18 protein-coding genes are annotated in these 16,701 nt (G+C 34.3%); 12 read left to right on the top strand and 6 right to left on the bottom strand.

What is annotated here, in order from left to right:
* Positions 1 to 38 precede the first annotated feature (38 nt).
* Positions 39 to 1,679 (bottom strand): transcription termination factor Rho, encoded by a 1,641-nt coding sequence (rho, locus tag P177_RS05240; RefSeq protein ID WP_036152566.1) that lies wholly within the window; start codon positions 1,677 to 1,679, stop codon positions 39 to 41.
* Positions 1,680 to 1,875: 196 nt separating this feature from the next.
* Between rho and P177_RS05245 the strand changes: the two genes are divergently transcribed.
* From P177_RS05245 to P177_RS05255, 3 genes are all read left to right on the top strand, one after another.
* Positions 1,876 to 2,286, top strand: a complete 411-nt coding sequence (locus tag P177_RS05245) for a DUF4293 domain-containing protein (protein WP_036152568.1) — start codon at positions 1,876 to 1,878, stop codon at positions 2,284 to 2,286.
* Between the two features lie 261 nt (positions 2,287 to 2,547).
* Entirely contained in the window at positions 2,548 to 3,045 is a 498-nt protein-coding gene (locus tag P177_RS05250) for a DM13 domain-containing protein (RefSeq protein ID WP_036152570.1), read from the top strand.
* A gap of 118 nt (positions 3,046 to 3,163) precedes the next feature.
* Positions 3,164 to 4,024, top strand: a complete 861-nt coding sequence (locus tag P177_RS05255; protein WP_036152573.1) for a hypothetical protein — start codon at positions 3,164 to 3,166, stop codon at positions 4,022 to 4,024.
* A 43-nt stretch (positions 4,025 to 4,067) separates the two neighbouring features.
* Here P177_RS05255 and P177_RS05260 read toward each other — a convergent pair whose 3' ends face one another.
* Positions 4,068 to 4,562 (bottom strand): metallophosphoesterase family protein, encoded by a 495-nt coding sequence (locus tag P177_RS05260; RefSeq protein ID WP_036152576.1) that lies wholly within the window; start codon positions 4,560 to 4,562, stop codon positions 4,068 to 4,070.
* A gap of 157 nt (positions 4,563 to 4,719) precedes the next feature.
* Here P177_RS05260 and truA point away from each other — a divergent pair, with 157 nt between their 5' ends.
* Both truA and P177_RS05270 read left to right on the top strand, forming a co-directional pair.
* Entirely contained in the window at positions 4,720 to 5,469 is a 750-nt protein-coding gene (truA, locus tag P177_RS05265) for a tRNA pseudouridine(38-40) synthase TruA (protein WP_036152581.1), read from the top strand.
* Entirely contained in the window at positions 5,462 to 7,228 is a 1,767-nt protein-coding gene (locus tag P177_RS05270; protein WP_036152583.1) for an ABC transporter ATP-binding protein, read from the top strand. The genes truA and P177_RS05270 overlap by 8 nt, the downstream gene beginning before the upstream one ends.
* On the opposite strand, the gene P177_RS05275 is transcribed toward P177_RS05270, so the two are convergent.
* The 3 genes from P177_RS05275 to folP are packed head-to-tail and all read right to left on the bottom strand — an operon-like array spanning position 7,229 to position 9,690.
* Entirely contained in the window at positions 7,229 to 8,026 is a 798-nt protein-coding gene (locus tag P177_RS05275) for a DUF3667 domain-containing protein (RefSeq protein ID WP_036152585.1), read from the bottom strand.
* The gene (locus P177_RS05280) at positions 8,026 to 8,811 is read right to left on the bottom strand and encodes a diadenylate cyclase (protein WP_036152587.1); all 786 of its coding nucleotides are present in this window, start codon (positions 8,809 to 8,811) and stop codon (positions 8,026 to 8,028) included. Before P177_RS05280 ends, P177_RS05275 begins: the two co-directional genes overlap by 1 nt.
* A gap of 54 nt (positions 8,812 to 8,865) precedes the next feature.
* Complete coding sequence (gene folP, locus P177_RS05285) at positions 8,866 to 9,690, bottom strand: dihydropteroate synthase (protein WP_036152589.1); 825 nt, start codon at positions 9,688 to 9,690, stop codon at positions 8,866 to 8,868.
* A gap of 103 nt (positions 9,691 to 9,793) precedes the next feature.
* On the opposite strand from folP, the gene P177_RS05290 reads away from it, so the two are divergent.
* Genes P177_RS05290 through P177_RS05310 form a run of 5 tightly spaced genes read left to right on the top strand, consistent with a single transcriptional unit; the run spans position 9,794 to position 13,385 of the window.
* Positions 9,794 to 10,342, top strand: a complete 549-nt coding sequence (locus P177_RS05290) for a DUF1599 domain-containing protein (protein ID WP_036152590.1) — start codon at positions 9,794 to 9,796, stop codon at positions 10,340 to 10,342.
* Positions 10,343 to 10,350: 8 nt separating this feature from the next.
* Positions 10,351 to 11,448: a BT_3928 family protein gene (locus tag P177_RS05295; protein ID WP_036152591.1), complete on the top strand. Its 1,098-nt coding sequence runs from the start codon at positions 10,351 to 10,353 to the stop codon at positions 11,446 to 11,448.
* A gap of 40 nt (positions 11,449 to 11,488) precedes the next feature.
* Positions 11,489 to 12,238, top strand: coding sequence for a triose-phosphate isomerase (gene tpiA, locus P177_RS05300; RefSeq protein WP_036152597.1), 750 nt, complete (start codon positions 11,489 to 11,491; stop codon positions 12,236 to 12,238).
* A gap of 14 nt (positions 12,239 to 12,252) precedes the next feature.
* The gene (prmA, locus tag P177_RS05305; RefSeq protein WP_036152600.1) at positions 12,253 to 13,089 is read left to right on the top strand and encodes a 50S ribosomal protein L11 methyltransferase; all 837 of its coding nucleotides are present in this window, start codon (positions 12,253 to 12,255) and stop codon (positions 13,087 to 13,089) included.
* Positions 13,090 to 13,109: 20 nt separating this feature from the next.
* Positions 13,110 to 13,385, top strand: coding sequence for an ATP-dependent Clp protease adaptor ClpS (locus P177_RS05310; RefSeq protein ID WP_036157852.1), 276 nt, complete (start codon positions 13,110 to 13,112; stop codon positions 13,383 to 13,385).
* A gap of 126 nt (positions 13,386 to 13,511) precedes the next feature.
* Here the strand turns inward: P177_RS05310 and P177_RS05315 are convergent, their stop codons facing one another.
* Positions 13,512 to 13,733, bottom strand: coding sequence for a hypothetical protein (locus P177_RS05315; RefSeq protein ID WP_036157855.1), 222 nt, complete (start codon positions 13,731 to 13,733; stop codon positions 13,512 to 13,514).
* 529 nt (positions 13,734 to 14,262) lie between these two features.
* On the opposite strand from P177_RS05315, the gene uxaC reads away from it, so the two are divergent.
* Both uxaC and P177_RS05325 read left to right on the top strand, forming a co-directional pair.
* Complete coding sequence (gene uxaC, locus P177_RS05320) at positions 14,263 to 15,681, top strand: glucuronate isomerase (RefSeq protein ID WP_036152605.1); 1,419 nt, start codon at positions 14,263 to 14,265, stop codon at positions 15,679 to 15,681.
* A gap of 42 nt (positions 15,682 to 15,723) precedes the next feature.
* Positions 15,724 to 16,701 carry a TRAP transporter substrate-binding protein gene (locus P177_RS05325; protein ID WP_036152607.1) on the top strand — a complete coding sequence of 326 codons (978 nt, stop codon included), beginning with the start codon at positions 15,724 to 15,726 and terminating at the stop codon, positions 16,699 to 16,701.

A 16,701-nucleotide genomic window follows, 5' to 3' on the forward strand; every position in this document is an offset into this window, starting at 1 on the left:
GAAGAAATCGGGATTTTTTTATAATAGTTGAAAAAGTTCTATTGATTCATTGTCATCAAAAACTCTTCGTTATTCTTAGTTTGTTTAAAACGTTGCTCTATAAACTCCATAGCTTCTACCGGGTTCATATCTGCAAGGTACTTACGCATAATCCACATGCGTTGTAAGGTGTTTTCGTCTAATAACATGTCATCTCTACGTGTGCTGGAAGAAGTAAGGTCAATTGCAGGGAAAATTCTTCTGTTAGCAATCTTACGATCTAACTGAAGCTCCATGTTACCTGTACCTTTAAATTCTTCAAAGATAACTTCATCCATTTTAGATCCTGTCTCTGTTAAAGCTGTAGCAATAATAGATAATGATCCGCCACCTTCTATATTACGGGCAGCACCAAAGAATCTTTTTGGCTTGTGTAGGGCATTCGCATCAACACCACCACTTAATACTTTACCAGATGCTGGTTGAACCGTATTGTATGCTCTTGCTAAACGTGTTATAGAATCTAGAAGAATTACCACATCATGACCACATTCAACTAAACGCTTCGCTTTTTCTAAAACGATGTTTGCTACACGTACATGCTCTGTTGGTTCTTTGTCGAAGGTAGAAGCTACAACTTCACCACGTACATTACGCTGCATATCGGTTACCTCTTCAGGTCGTTCATCAATTAGTAATATAATTTGATATACTTCAGGATGATTTGCCGCTATACCGTTCGCAATATCTTTCAAAAGCATGGTTTTACCAGACTTTGGTTGCGATACGATCATACCTCTTTGTCCTTTACCAATAGGCGAGAACAAATCAATTATACGAGTAGATATGGTGCTTTGGCGTTCTGCCAGATTAAATTTTTCTTGAGGGAATAACGGGGTTAAATGTTCAAATGATACGCGATCACGAACAATCTGAGGGTCTATACCGTTAATTTTATTCACCTTAATAAGAGGAAAATATTTTTCACCTTCTTTTGGTGGTCTTACGTTACCTAATACGGTATCTCCAGTCTTTAAACCGAAAAGACGAATTTGCGATTGAGAAACATAAATATCATCTGGTGATGATAGATAGTTATAATCAGAAGAACGTAAGAATCCGTAGCCGTCTTGCATGATGTCCAATACGCCTTCACTAGCAATAATGGAGTCAAACTCATACTCTGGTTCCTTGTACCTATTCTTTAAATCTTTGTCAAAATTACTTTTGTCGTGATTGGATCTAGGATTAGGTTTTTTATTATGATTGTTATTCTGATTAGAATTCTTTTTATTGGGCTGGTTTGCAGCCTTTGGCCTTGGTCTTGGCCTTTTTTGTTCTACAGGTTCTTTAGAAACACTTTCCGTATTATTCTCTTTCTTTACCGGAGCAACTTTTTCAGGAGTAGTTTTTTCCTGAGCTGGTTTTACTGGTGCTTTAACCTCTTTATTCGTGTTTTGAGCAACACGTGGTCTAGGTCTAGGCTTAGGTTTTGGTTTTGTTTCGGCAGGTTTGCTAGCCTCTTCTGTTGCAGCAGGAACTATAGCAGCGGCAACTTTCGGATTCGCTGCTTGTACGTCCAAAATCTGATAAACTAAATCTAGTTTTTTTAAGGTCTTGAATTTAGGAACCTTTAGTCCTTTAGCAATTTCCTGAAGCTCAGGTAGCTTTTTTGATTTTAAATCTGAAATCTCAAACATTAAGTAGTAGAATAAATTATAAGTAGTTTGTATTGTAAGAAGTAACTATTTTATTTGGATAATCTTAAGGAGATAATTTCCTTAGTGGTAGGTGTTATGACGTGATAACGTAGCAATATTACAAATTATTTTGAATAAAAGGGGTATATTTTTTGAAAAGACATGTATTTTTGCATCGTAAACTGGTAATTGATATATGATTCAAAGAATACAAAGCCTTTATTTGATAGTTGTAGCAATACTTACGGGTGTTCTACCGTTCTTCTTTAACCTATGGATAGATATTGATGGTGTTGAGGTATTTGCAAATAATGAAATGCTTATTTCTATTTCCTTTTACGCAAGTACTGTTCTAGCTGTTTGGGCTATAGTACAATTTAAAAATAGAAAATCTCAGTTTGTCATTAACAGGCTGAACATGATATTGAATGTTTTTTTATTAGGATTTTTCGTTTACCGATCACTAAACTTATCCGGAGAGATCTTGGTCTCTGAGAAGGGTATTGGGATGCTGATTCCAGTATTTTCTATCATTTTTTTGGTTCTTGCAAATAGAGCTATAAAGAAGGATGAAGATCTTGTAAAATCTGTTGATCGCTTGCGTTAAGCCTATAATCTTAGTAGTATTAGTGCGTTAAAACCCGGGGTAGTTTCCGGGTTTTTTTATGCCTTGATTTTTCCATTTAACCAATGTATCTTCTTTAAATATCACAAAACTATTGCAGCTTTTCTTCCTAATGTGATAAACTGTTTACTTTTTCTTGAATTCTTCGTGATACCCCATTTCTATGTTTGTCCCAAGAAACAGCAAGGCTAACGATAGTCGTTAGTTACCTGTTTTAAACTAAACATTTTAAAAGTTAAAATTATGAAAAACAGAAAATTTACTCTTGTATTGTTAGCTAGTGTTATGACTACTTTTTTTATCAGTTGTTCAGATGATGATGGTGAAGTAGTAACAGTTACTGAAACAGTAGTTGAAACCGAAACAGTAGAAGTGGATTCGTCATTGCCGGTTGGTGATTTAATGGTGACCCTAAGTGGTAATCTAGTTGCTGAAAGTGGTACGCCTACGCAAGGACTAGTAGAGGTAGGTGTAGATTCAGAAAGTACAAACTTTGTTCGTTTTGCAGATGATTTTACTACTGAATTGGGTACAGGTACTGTAGGTATCTTTTTGTCTACTTCAGAAGTTTTCTCCCCAGATCCTGCAAACGGAAATCCAGATTTAATGTTAATTGGTAACGTGGCTGACAATGGTGAAATGTTCATTAAGCTAGATGCTACCCCAGATGCTAAATATACGCACATTATACTTTGGTGTGCTACTGCTAACATACCATTTGGTAATGTTGCTTTAAACTAATATAATGTATTACCGCCTTTGGGAATAGAGACACATGATTCTGTTTTTCTATGTCTCCCAAAGGCTTTTTTTTATGGGTTTTCAATGTTGCAGACCTATAATTTGAAATAACAGAATTATGAAAAAAATAAAAATCTTCTTAGGTATTTGCTTTTGCTTGCTTACTGTTGGTCTAAAGGCACAAAGTGGATGGACGAGGGAGGCAAAAGGATTTTACCTTCAAGCGTCGGCATCGTATTTTTCTTCTAATAATTATTATACTACCGAGGGCAGATTGGCTGATCAAGGTAGTGATTTTAGAACAAGCGGACTTTTGCTTTATGGTGAATACGGTATATCAGATAGGTTTACAGCAATCGTAGATTTACCTATTGTTCGTTTAAATAGTTTTAGCACTACAGAAACTGTTGCGGGTGTTGGTAATGTGCAATTGGGAGTTAAGTATAAACTTCTTAAAAGTTTTCCTTTGTCTTTACAAGTGGCATTGGATATACCTACTAATGATGGTACCAACTTTGCGAGATCTAATGAGCCTAATGCCTTTGGTCAATTTGATGAAATAAATTTACCTGTTTCTGATGGTGAATTTAATATCTGGACAACCTTGGCCGCATCTCATGGTTTTAAAAATGGTAAAACATATGCATCGGCATTTTCAAGTGTAAATTTTAGAACTGAAGGATTCAGTAACCAATTTCAAGCCGGGGTTGAGTTAGGACATTTGTTCTTTAATAAGCTGTATCTTATTGGAAAATTGAAAATTCAAGAACGTTTATCTTCTGAAAATAATGTACAAAGTGGTTCTTTCTTATTTGGAGAGGGTACTACTTTTACAAACTACGGTATTACTTCAATGTATAAGATTACCGACCATTTTAATTTGGTTGCACAGTACTCTGACTATTCGGGTTTGTTTGTAGATAGAAAAAATGTCTACGATGGTGGTACAATTTCTTTGGGAGTTTCATTTGAATATTAATTAGCTAGATACAGGATTTGGTTAAATAACAAAATCCTGTATTTTATCTTTTGCCCAATTCTATAACCTCTAAGTCTTTAATGTTGTCACCTTCTATTACAAAACGTAACATGGTGCGTACTTGATGAAAACCATGTTTTCCACATGCTCCAGGATTCATATGTAAAACGCCTAATTTTTTGTCCATCATTACTTTTAAAATATGTGAGTGACCGCAAATAAACAATTTTGGCGGATTTTCCTTTATAATATCTCTTGTTCTAATATTATATTTAGGTGGGTATCCACCAATATGGGTGATTAAAACATCTACTCCTTCGCAGAAAAATCTGTTATTTTCCGGGAATTCTTTTTGAATGATATGATCATCAATATTACCATGCACACCTTTTAGAGGCTTTAGTTTTGCAATGGCATCGGTAACTTTTAAAGAGCCAATATCGCCAGCGTGCCATACTTCATCTGCCCATTTAACATGCTTTAAAATAGCATCGTCTATATGTGAATGAGTGTCGGAAAGTAAGAGTATTTTGGTCATATTTATTTTTAGTTATGGGGGATATAAAGATTGAATTTTATAGTTAAATAATTACTTAGAATTGATATTCTAAAGTTTAGAATTACAGCTTAATCTAATCAATGTTAAAACGTATCCTTTTTAATACCTTTGTGCGATACAAAACTAGCACATCCTTTTGAGATTCTTCATTCAATTTTCATACTTCGGTAAAGCATATCATGGTTGGCAGAATCAGCCAAATGCCATAACCGTACAAGAAGTACTAGAGAATGGTATGTCTAAGCTTTTAAATTCTAAGGTTTCGCTCATGGGTGCCGGTCGTACGGATACGGGTGTTCATGCCAAAGAAATGTATGCTCACTTTGATGTTGATACCTTAGAAAATATTAAAGAATACGTTTTTAGATTAAATTCTTTCTTACCTAATGATATTGCTGTTGATCGCATATTTGAGGTAAAAGAAGATGCACATGCCCGTTTTCATGCTACGGCTAGAACCTATGAATATCATATTGATAAAAAGAAGAATCCGTTTGCTACTGATCTGGCTCATTTTGTAAAGAAAGATTTAGATATTGAACAGATGAATACCGCAGCAGCATTGTTGTTAGGTAAAAAAGATTTTGAATGTTTTTCAAAATCCAATACAGATGTTTTTACTAATATATGTGATTTACGGGAAGCACATTGGAAGTTGGTAGACGACAAACTTGTTTTTAAAATTACTGCAGATAGATTTCTTAGAAACATGGTGAGAGCCATTGTGGGAACCTTAATTAATGTGGGATTAGGTAAATACCCGGCAGACTATGTTAATACCATATTAAAAAGCAAGGATAGAACAAAAGCAGGTGTTTCTGTTCCTGCAAAAGGACTATATTTGACCTCTATTGTTTACCCCAATACTATTTTAAAGAATGGATAAGGATTCTGGCAAAGCATTTGACACTCGTCTTTTTAAACGCTTACTCGCCTACACAAAACCGTACAAAATCACTTTTTATGGCGTTGCTTTGGCTGCTATATCATTATCCGGTTTTGCCATTCTTACACCTTTGATCGTAAAAGAAATCATAGATAAGGCTATTAAGGGCAGTAATGATGAGATGCTTCTTTATTTAACTATTGCGATGTTGGGAGTGTTACTTGGCCAAGTAATATGTCAGCTGGCTTTTAACTACTACGCCAATTGGTTGGGAGAATCCGTTATACGAGATGTACGCATCAACTTGTTCAAAAAGATGCTCTCTTTTAAAATGACGTATTTTGATAATTCGTCTTTAGGGGTTTTGGTGACCAGGGCTGTTGCCGATATGCAACGAATTGGTGAAATCTTTAGTCAAGGATTTTTTGTTATTGTAGCGGACTTGCTGAAAATGGTGGTTGCTGCAATGGTAATGCTTTTTATCAACTGGAAGCTTTCCCTTATCGTTTTTGCATTATTACCTATAATCGTATATGCTACAAGGTGGTTTCAAAAAGCCATGAAAGTCGCTTTTACAGAGGTTAGGGCAGAGGTTTCTAATCTAAATTCCTTTGTTCAGGAACGTATAACGGGTATGAAAATAGTTCAACTATTTACCCGGGAAAAAATTGAGAGTGACAAGTTTAGGGAAATAAATGAAAAGCATAAAAAGGCTTGGTTGAAAACGGTATGGTATAACTCTATTTTCTTTCCTATCGCAGAAATTGTTTCTTCTATTACGGTGGGGTTAATTGTATGGTATGGAGGTTTGCAAAATGTTGCCAATATTTCTACGGATATAGCAGGTACTATTTTCGCATTTATCATGTTAATAGATTTGCTTTTTAGACCGCTTCGTCAAATTGCAGATAAATTCAATACCCTACAAATGGGTATGGTTGCAGCAAATAGAGTGTTTAAAATTTTAGATACCGATAGTCATATACAAGATGTAGGTTCTTATGAAAAGAAAACCGTAAATGGTGATATCAGTTTTAATAATGTACATTTTGGATATTTAGAGGATGAAGAGGTTTTACACGGAATTTCTTTTGATGTAAAAGCAGGGGATACCGTTGCTATTGTTGGTGCAACAGGTGCAGGAAAAAGTACCATCATTAATTTGTTGAATAGGTTTTATGAAATTAATTCCGGTGCTATCTCCGTTGATGGTGTGGATATAAAAGATTATGATTTAGCTTCTTTACGATCGCATATTGCCGTAGTGTTGCAAGATGTATTTTTGTTTGCCGATACCATCGCCAATAATATTTCTCTTAAAGACCCTAATATCACAGTTGAAGATATTGAGAATGCAGCAAAAGCTATTGGTGTTGACGAGTTTATTTCTAGTCTACCTGGTGGTTATCATTACAATGTAAAAGAAAGAGGTACTATGCTTTCAAGCGGTCAACGACAATTGATTGCTTTTCTTAGAGCATATGTTAGTAACCCTAGTATTTTAATTTTAGACGAGGCGACATCTTCTGTCGATACTTATTCTGAACAGTTAATACAATTAGCTACAGATAAAATTACCCAAGGCAGAACTTCTATTGTAATTGCCCACCGTTTGGCTACGATTAAAAAAGCAGATAAGATTATTGTAATGGATGCCGGTAACATCGTAGAAACCGGTACACATAAACAGTTGCTTAAAAAAGGTGGTTACTATAGTAATCTTTACGAAGCTCAGTTCTTAGCTGAGGAGGTTGCTTAATTATGATGCTATTTTCTGAAAAGTGTCGGTGAAAAGGGCTAAATAGACCATCCCAATTATAAATAGCAAAAAACAAACCGCAGCGAATAAAACAAGAAAGAGTAAAAGTTTTAATATGGTCTGCTTAATGGTCAAATTAAAAAGTTTGTAAAATACCCATGTGAAGAAGCCAATTTGAAATACCACATTGACCATGGAAACGTAGTAAAGCAATTTGGAATTCCATAAAACCAACATATAAACGGTGTTGATAATTATGGATAAATGAGAGTAAGCATAGATGTTTATAACAAAATGTTCGCTAAGGTTAAATTGTTTTTTATTGATAAATACAAGTCTAGAAATAAATGCTAAAAATGGAAGCATAGCTATGTAAAAGAGACTTTGGTATTTGAATAGGTATGTATTCCATTTTTTCTGAAAATCTTGTCCAAATTTTTCGGCTTCGGTTAAAGACGAAGAATTTTCATATCTAAAATCAAAATCTAAAGCATTGGGGAAGAACTCTGTACAGACATAAACAAAAAGTCCTCCAAAAGTAATTGCTATGGTGAGGTAGCTTATTGGATTTAAGTATTTCCTTCTAACACCGTTAATGTAGCCACCAATAACTTCATCTGGTTTCGTGAAAAGGTGTTTGAAAGTTATGAGAAAGGTATTGTCAACATTGAAAAATCGTTCAGTGGCATCATTAATCAGATTCTTCACTGTAAGTCTGTTCCGTATTACCTTAGCACCACAATCAGGACAATAACTAAAATCCGTTCTTAAGTTGCTTTGGCAGTTCTTACAATTCATTACACCAAATCTTGTTTGATCATATTCCCTAATTGTGTAATGGAGTCATACAGCACAAATTCTCCATTCTTAATGTAAGAGATAAGCCCGGTTTCCTCACTAACCACAATGCTTATTGCATCGGTTTTTTCACTGATACCCACAGCTGCTCTATGTCGTAAGCCAAAACGAAGCGGAATATTACGCTCATTGGATACAGGTAAAATTACCCTGGTAGCAACTATGTAATTCCCAACGATAACAGCAGCTCCATCATGTAATGTGCTGTTTTTATAAAAGATACTTTCTAAAATTGGTTGATTGATCTCAATATTCATACGGTCTCCCGTACTCTTAATGAAATCTAGGGAGTTGTTTCTTTCAATAACCAAAATAGCTCCCGTTTTACTGCTCGCCATCTTTTCGCAGGCTTTTAGTATAGCATCTACATCGGTATCGGTAGATAAACCTTCTTGTTTTAAAAATTTGAAATGCTTTACAAAATTTCTTTTATTGGCAAAATTGGTAGAGCCTATCATTAAAAGAAATTTCCTGATCTCTTGCTGAAAAACTATGATCAATGCAATAAGTCCGACTTGCATAAATGCACCGACCATACTGCTGATCATTTGCATGTCTAATAATTCGGTCAATTTCCAAAAAGCCCAAACTATAACAATCCCAATAAAAATATTGATGGCAACAGACCCTCTAACTAGTTTGTAGATGTAGTAAAGAAGTACGGCGACAAAAATGATGTCAAGAACATCCGTAATCTTAAAGTCAATAAAATTTAAAAAATCCAATCAGTACCGTTTTAGTAAAATTAAGAAATTAGTTGACAAGAAATTCATATAAACTTAGGCATTTAATTGTTCATGAAGTTTTATACATTCCATAGCCTCTTTAACATCATGCACGCGTAGTATTTTAGCACCTTTTTGTAAGCATATCATATGTAGAGCCGTTGATCCGTTTAATGCCTGGTCTGCAGTAGTATCTAAAGTCTTGTAAATCATGGATTTTCTACTTATGCCGGCTAATATTGGGTGTTCAATGATATTCATGACTTCCATTTGATTTAAAAGCTTATAGTTTTGTGCTATGTTCTTTGCAAAACCAAAACCTGGATCTATAATAATATCCTTTATTCCTAATGCTTTTGCTGCAAATAATCTTTTTGAAAAGAAGTACAGGATTTCTTTTAGAATATCTTCATAATCTGTTTGTTTTTGCATGTTTTGTGGTGTGCCACGCATATGCATCATTATGTAAGGTGCATTCAATTTTGCAACTGTGGATAACATATTCTCATCCTGTAACCCCGCAGAAATATCATTGACAATGGCAGCACCTTTTTCTATGCATGCTTTAGCAACGCTACTTCTAAAAGTGTCAATGGAAAGCACAGTATCAGGGAATTTTTCTAGAATTAAACTGACAATGGGTGTAATTCGCTGTAATTCGGTTGCTTCATCTACCTCTAAAGCTCCGGGTCTAGAGCTATAGGCACCAATATCAATAAAGGTGGCACCTTCATTAAGCATTTTTTCAACCTGATGTAGAATACTAGATTCGTCCTTGTATTTTCCGCCATCAAAAAAAGAATCTGGAGTAACGTTTAAAATGCCCATTACCTTAGGCTGGTCTAGTGATATAAGTTTACCGTTGCAATTTATGGTCATTATTAATTATTATCAGGAAATTGTGGCATTTCCCAAGTTTAAACCATCTATCTTGATGGTTACAATTTTTTAAGCGAAATTTACACAAATTAGATAGAATTACATGCTAGATACGGCAAAGGAATACGATGAGGTCATTCAGGTTTGTTTAAATCTGTACCAAAAAAAAATGTCAGATTATGGTAGTGCTTGGCGCATTTTACGTTTACCATCATTAACTGATCAAATTTTTATAAAAGCACAGCGCATACGTAGTCTTCAAGAAAATGACGTACGTAAGGTTGATGAAGGTGAGCGATCAGAGTTTATTGGTATTATAAATTATTCTGTAATGGCTTTAATTCAGCTTGAATTAGGTTTTGCCGATCAACCTGATTTAACTACTGAAAAAGCTGTTGAGCTATACGCTAAGCATATTAAAATTACCAAAGAATTGATGCTAAACAAGAACCACGATTATGGTGAAGCTTGGCGAGATATGAGAGTTAGTTCACTTACAGATTTAATTTTACAGAAACTACTTCGTGTTAAACAAATAGAAGATAATAAAGGTAAAACCTTGGTAAGTGAAGGTATAGATGCCAATTATCAAGACATGATCAATTATGCGGTTTTTGCATTGATACACCTAGGTTCAGAATCAGAAAAATAATAATAAGAATGAAGTATTTAGTAGGGGTCGTTAGAATTTTTGTTGGTATACTTTTTATTATAAGCGGATTTATAAAATTGAATGACCCTGTAGGTTTTTCTTTTAAGTTAGAGGAATACTTTAGTCAAGGTGTTTTGGATCTTCCTTTTTTAACTCCGTTCGCATTAGCTATTTCTATTCTTGTGGTCATCGTAGAAGTGATGGTAGGTGTAATGCTGATACTTGGGTATAAGCGTAAAATTACCGTATGGACATTGATTGCAATGATCGTGTTCTTCACTTTCTTGACTTTTTATTCCGCGTATTTCAATAAAGTGACCGATTGTGGCTGCTTTGGTGATGCCATAAAACTGACACCTTGGGAGTCTTTTACAAAAGATGTAGTACTGTTAGTTTTGATATTGATTATTTATGTCGGAAGAAAATACATTACTCCGTTAGTAAATTCAAAAGTTTTAATGACCGCATTAACGGTGTCGTTTTTTGCTTGTGTAGGTTATGTATACTATGTATTAAATCATTTGCCAGTAATAGATTTTAGACCTTATGAAATAGGAAAAAATATTGAAGAGGGTATGAGTACGCCAGATGATGCGCCTAAAGCTATTTTCGAATACAGATGGAAGTTCGATGTAAATGGTAAAGAAGAAATTCATATTAGTAATGGAGATTACCCAACAGTAGATGGGGAATTTATCGATGTTGAAACAGAAGAGATACAAGCGGGGTATGAACCACCTGTTCATGATTTTACCATAGAGCAAGCGGGAGAAGATTTTGCGGCGTCTTTATTACAAGAATCTAAATTGGTTATGGTCATAGCCTACGATTTAAGAAAATCGAACTTAGAAGAGTTCAAGAATATAAAAACAGTAGCCGATAAGGCTATAAAAGCTGGATATAAAGTAATAGGTATGTCGGCCTCTGGACCAGACCAAACTGATGCTTTGGTAAAAGAGAATAACTTAGGTTTTGATTTTTACTTTACAGATGAGACAACATTGAAAACCATTGTTCGATCTAACCCGGGAGTATTGGTTTTAGAAAAGGGTACCATAAAACAAAAAGTACATTATAACGATTTAGAAGATTTGATCTTCAATTAAGATATTACATTGAAATAATATAATTAGAAACAAAAACAACATGAGAGCAAAGATAGTAGCAGGTAACTGGAAGATGAATAAGAATTTGGCTGAGACTGAAACACTTTTAGCAGAGTTATCTGCAAAATTGCCAGATACCAATGCAGAAGTTATGGTAGCGCCAACATATGTGAATTTAACAAGTGCAGTTCATGCTTTAGAAAGTTCTAAAATAGAAGTTATAGCCCAGAATATGCATTATGCTGAAAGCGGAGCATTTACAGGAGAAATTTCTGCAGATATGTTATTGAATATTGGTATTGATACTGCTATTATCGGGCACTCTGAAAGAAGAGCTTATTTTGGAGAAGATGATGAAATTCTTTCAAAAAAAGTAGCAACTGCTTTGAACAAAGGTATACGTGTTATGTTTTGCTTTGGTGAAGAATTGGAAGATCGTAAATCTGGTAACCATTTCAATTTAGTTGAGAGTCAGTTAAAGAACGTTCTTTTTGATTTAGAACCATCTGCTTGGTCTAAAATTGTTTTGGCTTATGAGCCGGTATGGGCAATTGGTACAGGTGAAACGGCTTCTCCTGAGCAAGCTCAAGAAATGCACGCATTTATTCGTAAAACTATTTCGGAGGCTTTTGATGCTACAATAGCAAACAACGTAACTATTCTATACGGTGGTAGTGTAAAACCAGGTAATGCTGAGGAAATTTTCTCTAAACCAGATGTTGATGGTGGTTTAATTGGTGGTGCATCTTTAGTAGCAGACGATTTTATTGCTATCATAAAAGCTATTTAAGCTAGTATATATAAATGAGCGATACAGTATATATTGAATACCGTTTTACGGTAGAACCAAAAGATCCAGCTTCAGACCTTCTTATTGCGGAATTGGGTGAAGTTGGTTTTGAAAGTTTTGTTGAAGAGGATGATGATGTTCTGGCATACATTCAAAAAACTGATTGGTCTGAGGGTATGTTAAAAGATTTACCAATTTTGCATAATCATAGATATAAGTTTACTTATGACTATAAAGAAATTGAGCAGGAAAATTGGAACGCCACTTGGGAGCAAAATTTTCAGCCTATCATTGTTGATGATATTTGTATGATAAGGGCTCCTTTTCATGACGCTATTAGCGTAGAGTATGACATAGTAATTGAACCAAAAATGAGTTTTGGTACAGGTCATCACGAAACAACCCATATGATGCTGCAGCATATTCTGCAGTTAGATGTAAAAGGAAAAACTGTTTTGGATATGGGTAGCGGTACTGGTGTTTTGGCTATTCTTGCCGGTATGCGTGGTGCTACTACAATAGATGCCATCGATATTGATAATTGGTGTTATCTGAATGCAAAAGAGAATGTTGAGCGTAACGGCATGGGCTTTATTTCTGTATATGAAGGCGATGTTGCCTTACTTGAAGGTAAGAAGTACGACTTGATTATTGCAAACATCAATAGAAACATCTTGTTGGCAGATTTACCTAGCTATGAAAAATCTTTAAATACAGGGGGTGTTTTATTGTTAAGTGGTTTTTATAAAGAGGATTTAGAAATGATTTCGCAAAAATGCACTGATTTGGCGTTAAAATTCGAAAAAAATCTTGAACGCAATAATTGGGTTGCCGCAAAATATGTAAATTAGAAGGTATTAATTGGAATATGATGAGCACAAGAGAAGAAATTTCCGAAGAGTTACTTTTAGAAGAAGAAACGGTTCAACAGAATGAAATCGTACTTTTTAATGATGAGGTCAATACGTTTGATCATGTTATAAATACATTAATGTCTGTATGTGAACATTCGCCTGAGCAGGCTGAGCAATGCTCATTAATTGTACATTATAAAGGCAAGTGTACTGTTAAGACTGGCGAGTATGAAGAGCTGAAACCAAAATGTTCTAAATTACTGCAAGCCGGCCTCAGTGCAGAAATTGTATAAAGTGTAGGTGTATAGATTTTACGAAAAGTATTGAAATAAAAAAATCCCTTGAATTTGTTCAAGGGATTTTTTTATTTCAATTAAACTCTTAAAAGAAATTATAACAAGTCTGTATTCTAATCAAAATTATACTAAAGGTACTCCGTTCAATCGTTTTTCAATCTTCTTCTTTTTGACTGTAACTTCTTTCATTACATCCATTAAGTTAGAATCTTTCGTTTCCTTGTATATTTCATTAATACTTAAAATAAGTGCTTTTGCCTCTCTCGACGCTTCTACTCGGTCACTAGTAGACATATTACTCATTTTTCGACCTATAAATTCTTGAGCTTTTTCAAGTAACTCCATTTGCTTCTTTTTTTTCAAAGTTAACATAATATTCAAATTACGCAATTCTTTGTCAATTGTATATAGTTATGAGGGTATTAGATAATAGTATTTATGAACAATTTAACGATAATAGGGTGTTTTGAACCCTTTTTTTAGTTGTTGACAGAGAATTTAGGGGATTTTATTTTTCAAAATCAAAAAATAAACATTTTGAATAAAAGAATTGTATATAATTTAAGATTATGAAAAATACCATTAAGAATTAGATAAATATTCTTCTGAAAATTATTTTTTATCACATTTTTAATTGAAATACTTGCTAAATCTGTAATTTGGAATATATTTGTGTAATCGATTGCATAAATATTCAATGTATTTTGCAGTGAGTGGTTATTAGCTGAATATAGCTTTAGAATATTTAAATATGAATAGCGTCAGTTAATTTCAATTAATCAATTATATCCTACATTTTTCATAAGGATCGATACGTAAATAATCTTGGTATTAAAGAATAGCTAAGAGTTTTAAACCTTACAAATAAAAATTAATGAGTAGTTCCATTATAAAGAATAACACATTTATCACAGAAGATTTTCTTTTAGAGAATGAATTCTCACAGAGATTATTTCATGAATATGCATCACAAATGCCTATTATCGATTACCACTGTCATCTACCACCAGATGAGATTGCGAATAATAGACATTTTGAGAATTTGACAAAAGTTTGGAATGACGGCGACCATTATAAATGGCGTGCCATGAGGACTTTTGGTATTGATGAGAAATTCATTACCGGCAACGCACCAGATAAAGAGAAGTTTCTTGAATGGGGTAAAGCAGTGCCGTATACATTAAGAAATCCGTTATATCATTGGACACATCTAGAACTACAGCGTTATTTTGATATTGACTTGTTGTTGAATGCAGATACCGCAAATGATATTTATGATGAAGCTACGGCAAAACTTCAAACATCAGAGTATAGCTGTCAGGGTCTAATTAACAAAATGAACGTAGAGGTTATTTGCACTACAGAAGATCCTATTGATAGTCTAGATAACCATGTCAAATTAAAGAAAAGTGATTTTAATGTAAAAGTGAGTACTGCTTTTAGACCAGACAAGGCTATTGTTATTTCTAACGATACATATTTAGAATATTTAGAGAAGTTATCTGCAGTTAGTAAAGTAAACATCAACTCATATAAATCTTTGTGCGACGCCCTTTTACTCCGTTTAGATTACTTTGAAGAAAATGGATGTACGCTGTCTGATCATGGTTTAAGCTATGTGCCTTTCAGGATGTTTACAGATGCCGAGATTGAAAATATTTTTCAAAAGAGGGTAGAAAATAAACAATTGTCTTTGGAAGAAGACGAAAAATTTCAAACCGCTATATTGTTATTCCTGTGTGAGCAATATCATTCTCGCGGATGGATACAGCAATTTCACCTTGGCGCATTACGTAATAATAATGCAAGAATGAACCGTATTCTTGGTCCGGATACTGGCTGGGATTCTATAGGGGATTATTCGCAAGCAAGAACCCTTTCAAGCTTTTTAAATGCTTTGGATTCTAAAGACAAGCTTACCAAAACTATATTATATAATCTAAATCCGGCAGATAATGAAGTCTTAGCCACCATGATCGGTAACTATAATGATGGTAAAATAAAAGGTAAAATGCAATTTGGCTCTGGTTGGTGGTTTATGGATCAGAAAGATGGGATGACCAGACAATTGAATGCATTGTCCAATATGAGTCTAATTAGCTGTTTTATAGGAATGTTGACAGATTCTAGATCCTTTCTTTCATTCCCAAGGCATGAGTATTTTAGAAGAATAGTTTGTAACCTATTTGGACAAGAAATGCAGAAGGGAGAACTACCCCAAGATTTTGAATTGGTGGGTAAAATAATACAGGATATTAGTTATAACAATGCCAAGGAGTATTTCAAATTTTAATCAAAAAGGATCGGTCTATTCTTATCCGTTTAAAACATTTCTATGAAAAGTATAAAATTTCTACTGCTCTTTATTCTGATGATACCCTTTTTGGGCTGTGAAATTCAAACTGATGTAAAAACATTGCGTTTGGGTCATGGGTTAGATGTTAGCCATTCTGTGCATAAGGCAATGGTTAAAATGAGTGAAGATTTGTTTGAAAGATCCGGTGGTAAATTAAAACTTGAAATTTACCCAAGTCAACAATTGGGTACTGAAAGAGAATGCCTAGAGTTATTACAAATAGGTAGTTTGGATATGACCAAGGTTTCTGTTGGTGTGTTAGAAAATTTTGCTCCCAAAATGAAGGTGCTGGGACTACCATTTCTTTTTAGAGATCGTCAACATTCGTTTAATGTTCTTGACGGTCCGGTAGGTGAAATGTTATTGAACGATGGTGAGAAATACTGGTTAAAGGGTTTAGGGTATTATGATGCCGGTAGTCGAAGTTTTTATACTATGAACAAACCAATTGAAAAACCTGAAGATTTAGTGGGTGAAAAAATACGCGTAATGGAAAGTGCTACGGCCGTAAACATGGTGAAAGCGCTAGGTGGTTCCCCAACACCTATTTCATGGGGCGAGTTATATACATCCTTACAACAAGGAGTGGTAGATGGTGCCGAGAATAATCCACCCAGTTTTTACCTTTCTAGACATTATGAAGTTTGTAAGTACTACTCCTTAGATGAACATACCGTTCTGCCAGATGTTTTATTGATAGGTACATATGCTTATGATAAGTTGAATGAACAAGAGAAAAAATGGTTGAATGAATCAGTAAAAGAATCTGTAAAATATCAACGTATTCTTTGGGCAGAGGCCGAGGCAGAAGCTTTGCGCGAAGTGCAAAAAGCAGGTGTTGAAATTACGAGACCAGATAAATCTCTTTTTGCAGAAAAAGTAGCAGGTATTTTTGAAAGCTATAAAGATGATAAAGAAATATACCCGCTTATCAAACAAATTCAAGAAACCAAATAG

The organism is Maribacter forsetii DSM 18668 (genome assembly GCF_000744105.1).
Taxonomy (GTDB): domain Bacteria; phylum Bacteroidota; class Bacteroidia; order Flavobacteriales; family Flavobacteriaceae; genus Maribacter; species Maribacter forsetii.

Bases quoted from the DNA above. Each gene is read 5' to 3' on its own strand.
- rho (WP_036152566.1), bottom strand. From the start codon at position 1,679: ATGTTTGAGATTTCAGATTTAAAATCAAAAAAGCTACCTGAGCTTCAG.
- P177_RS05245 (WP_036152568.1), top strand. From the start codon at position 1,876: ATGATTCAAAGAATACAAAGCCTTTATTTGATAGTTGTAGCAATACTT.
- P177_RS05250 (WP_036152570.1), top strand. From the start codon at position 2,548: ATGAAAAACAGAAAATTTACTCTTGTATTGTTAGCTAGTGTTATGACT.
- P177_RS05255 (WP_036152573.1), top strand. From the start codon at position 3,164: ATGAAAAAAATAAAAATCTTCTTAGGTATTTGCTTTTGCTTGCTTACT.
- P177_RS05260 (WP_036152576.1), bottom strand. From the start codon at position 4,562: ATGACCAAAATACTCTTACTTTCCGACACTCATTCACATATAGACGAT.
- P177_RS05270 (WP_036152583.1), top strand. From the start codon at position 5,462: ATGGATAAGGATTCTGGCAAAGCATTTGACACTCGTCTTTTTAAACGC.
- P177_RS05275 (WP_036152585.1), bottom strand. From the start codon at position 8,026: ATGAATTGTAAGAACTGCCAAAGCAACTTAAGAACGGATTTTAGTTAT.
- folP (WP_036152589.1), bottom strand. From the start codon at position 9,690: ATGACCATAAATTGCAACGGTAAACTTATATCACTAGACCAGCCTAAG.
- P177_RS05290 (WP_036152590.1), top strand. From the start codon at position 9,794: ATGCTAGATACGGCAAAGGAATACGATGAGGTCATTCAGGTTTGTTTA.
- P177_RS05295 (WP_036152591.1), top strand. From the start codon at position 10,351: ATGAAGTATTTAGTAGGGGTCGTTAGAATTTTTGTTGGTATACTTTTT.
- tpiA (WP_036152597.1), top strand. From the start codon at position 11,489: ATGAGAGCAAAGATAGTAGCAGGTAACTGGAAGATGAATAAGAATTTG.
- prmA (WP_036152600.1), top strand. From the start codon at position 12,253: ATGAGCGATACAGTATATATTGAATACCGTTTTACGGTAGAACCAAAA.
- P177_RS05310 (WP_036157852.1), top strand. From the start codon at position 13,110: ATGAGCACAAGAGAAGAAATTTCCGAAGAGTTACTTTTAGAAGAAGAA.
- P177_RS05315 (WP_036157855.1), bottom strand. From the start codon at position 13,733: ATGGAGTTACTTGAAAAAGCTCAAGAATTTATAGGTCGAAAAATGAGT.
- uxaC (WP_036152605.1), top strand. From the start codon at position 14,263: ATGAGTAGTTCCATTATAAAGAATAACACATTTATCACAGAAGATTTT.
- P177_RS05325 (WP_036152607.1), top strand. From the start codon at position 15,724: ATGAAAAGTATAAAATTTCTACTGCTCTTTATTCTGATGATACCCTTT.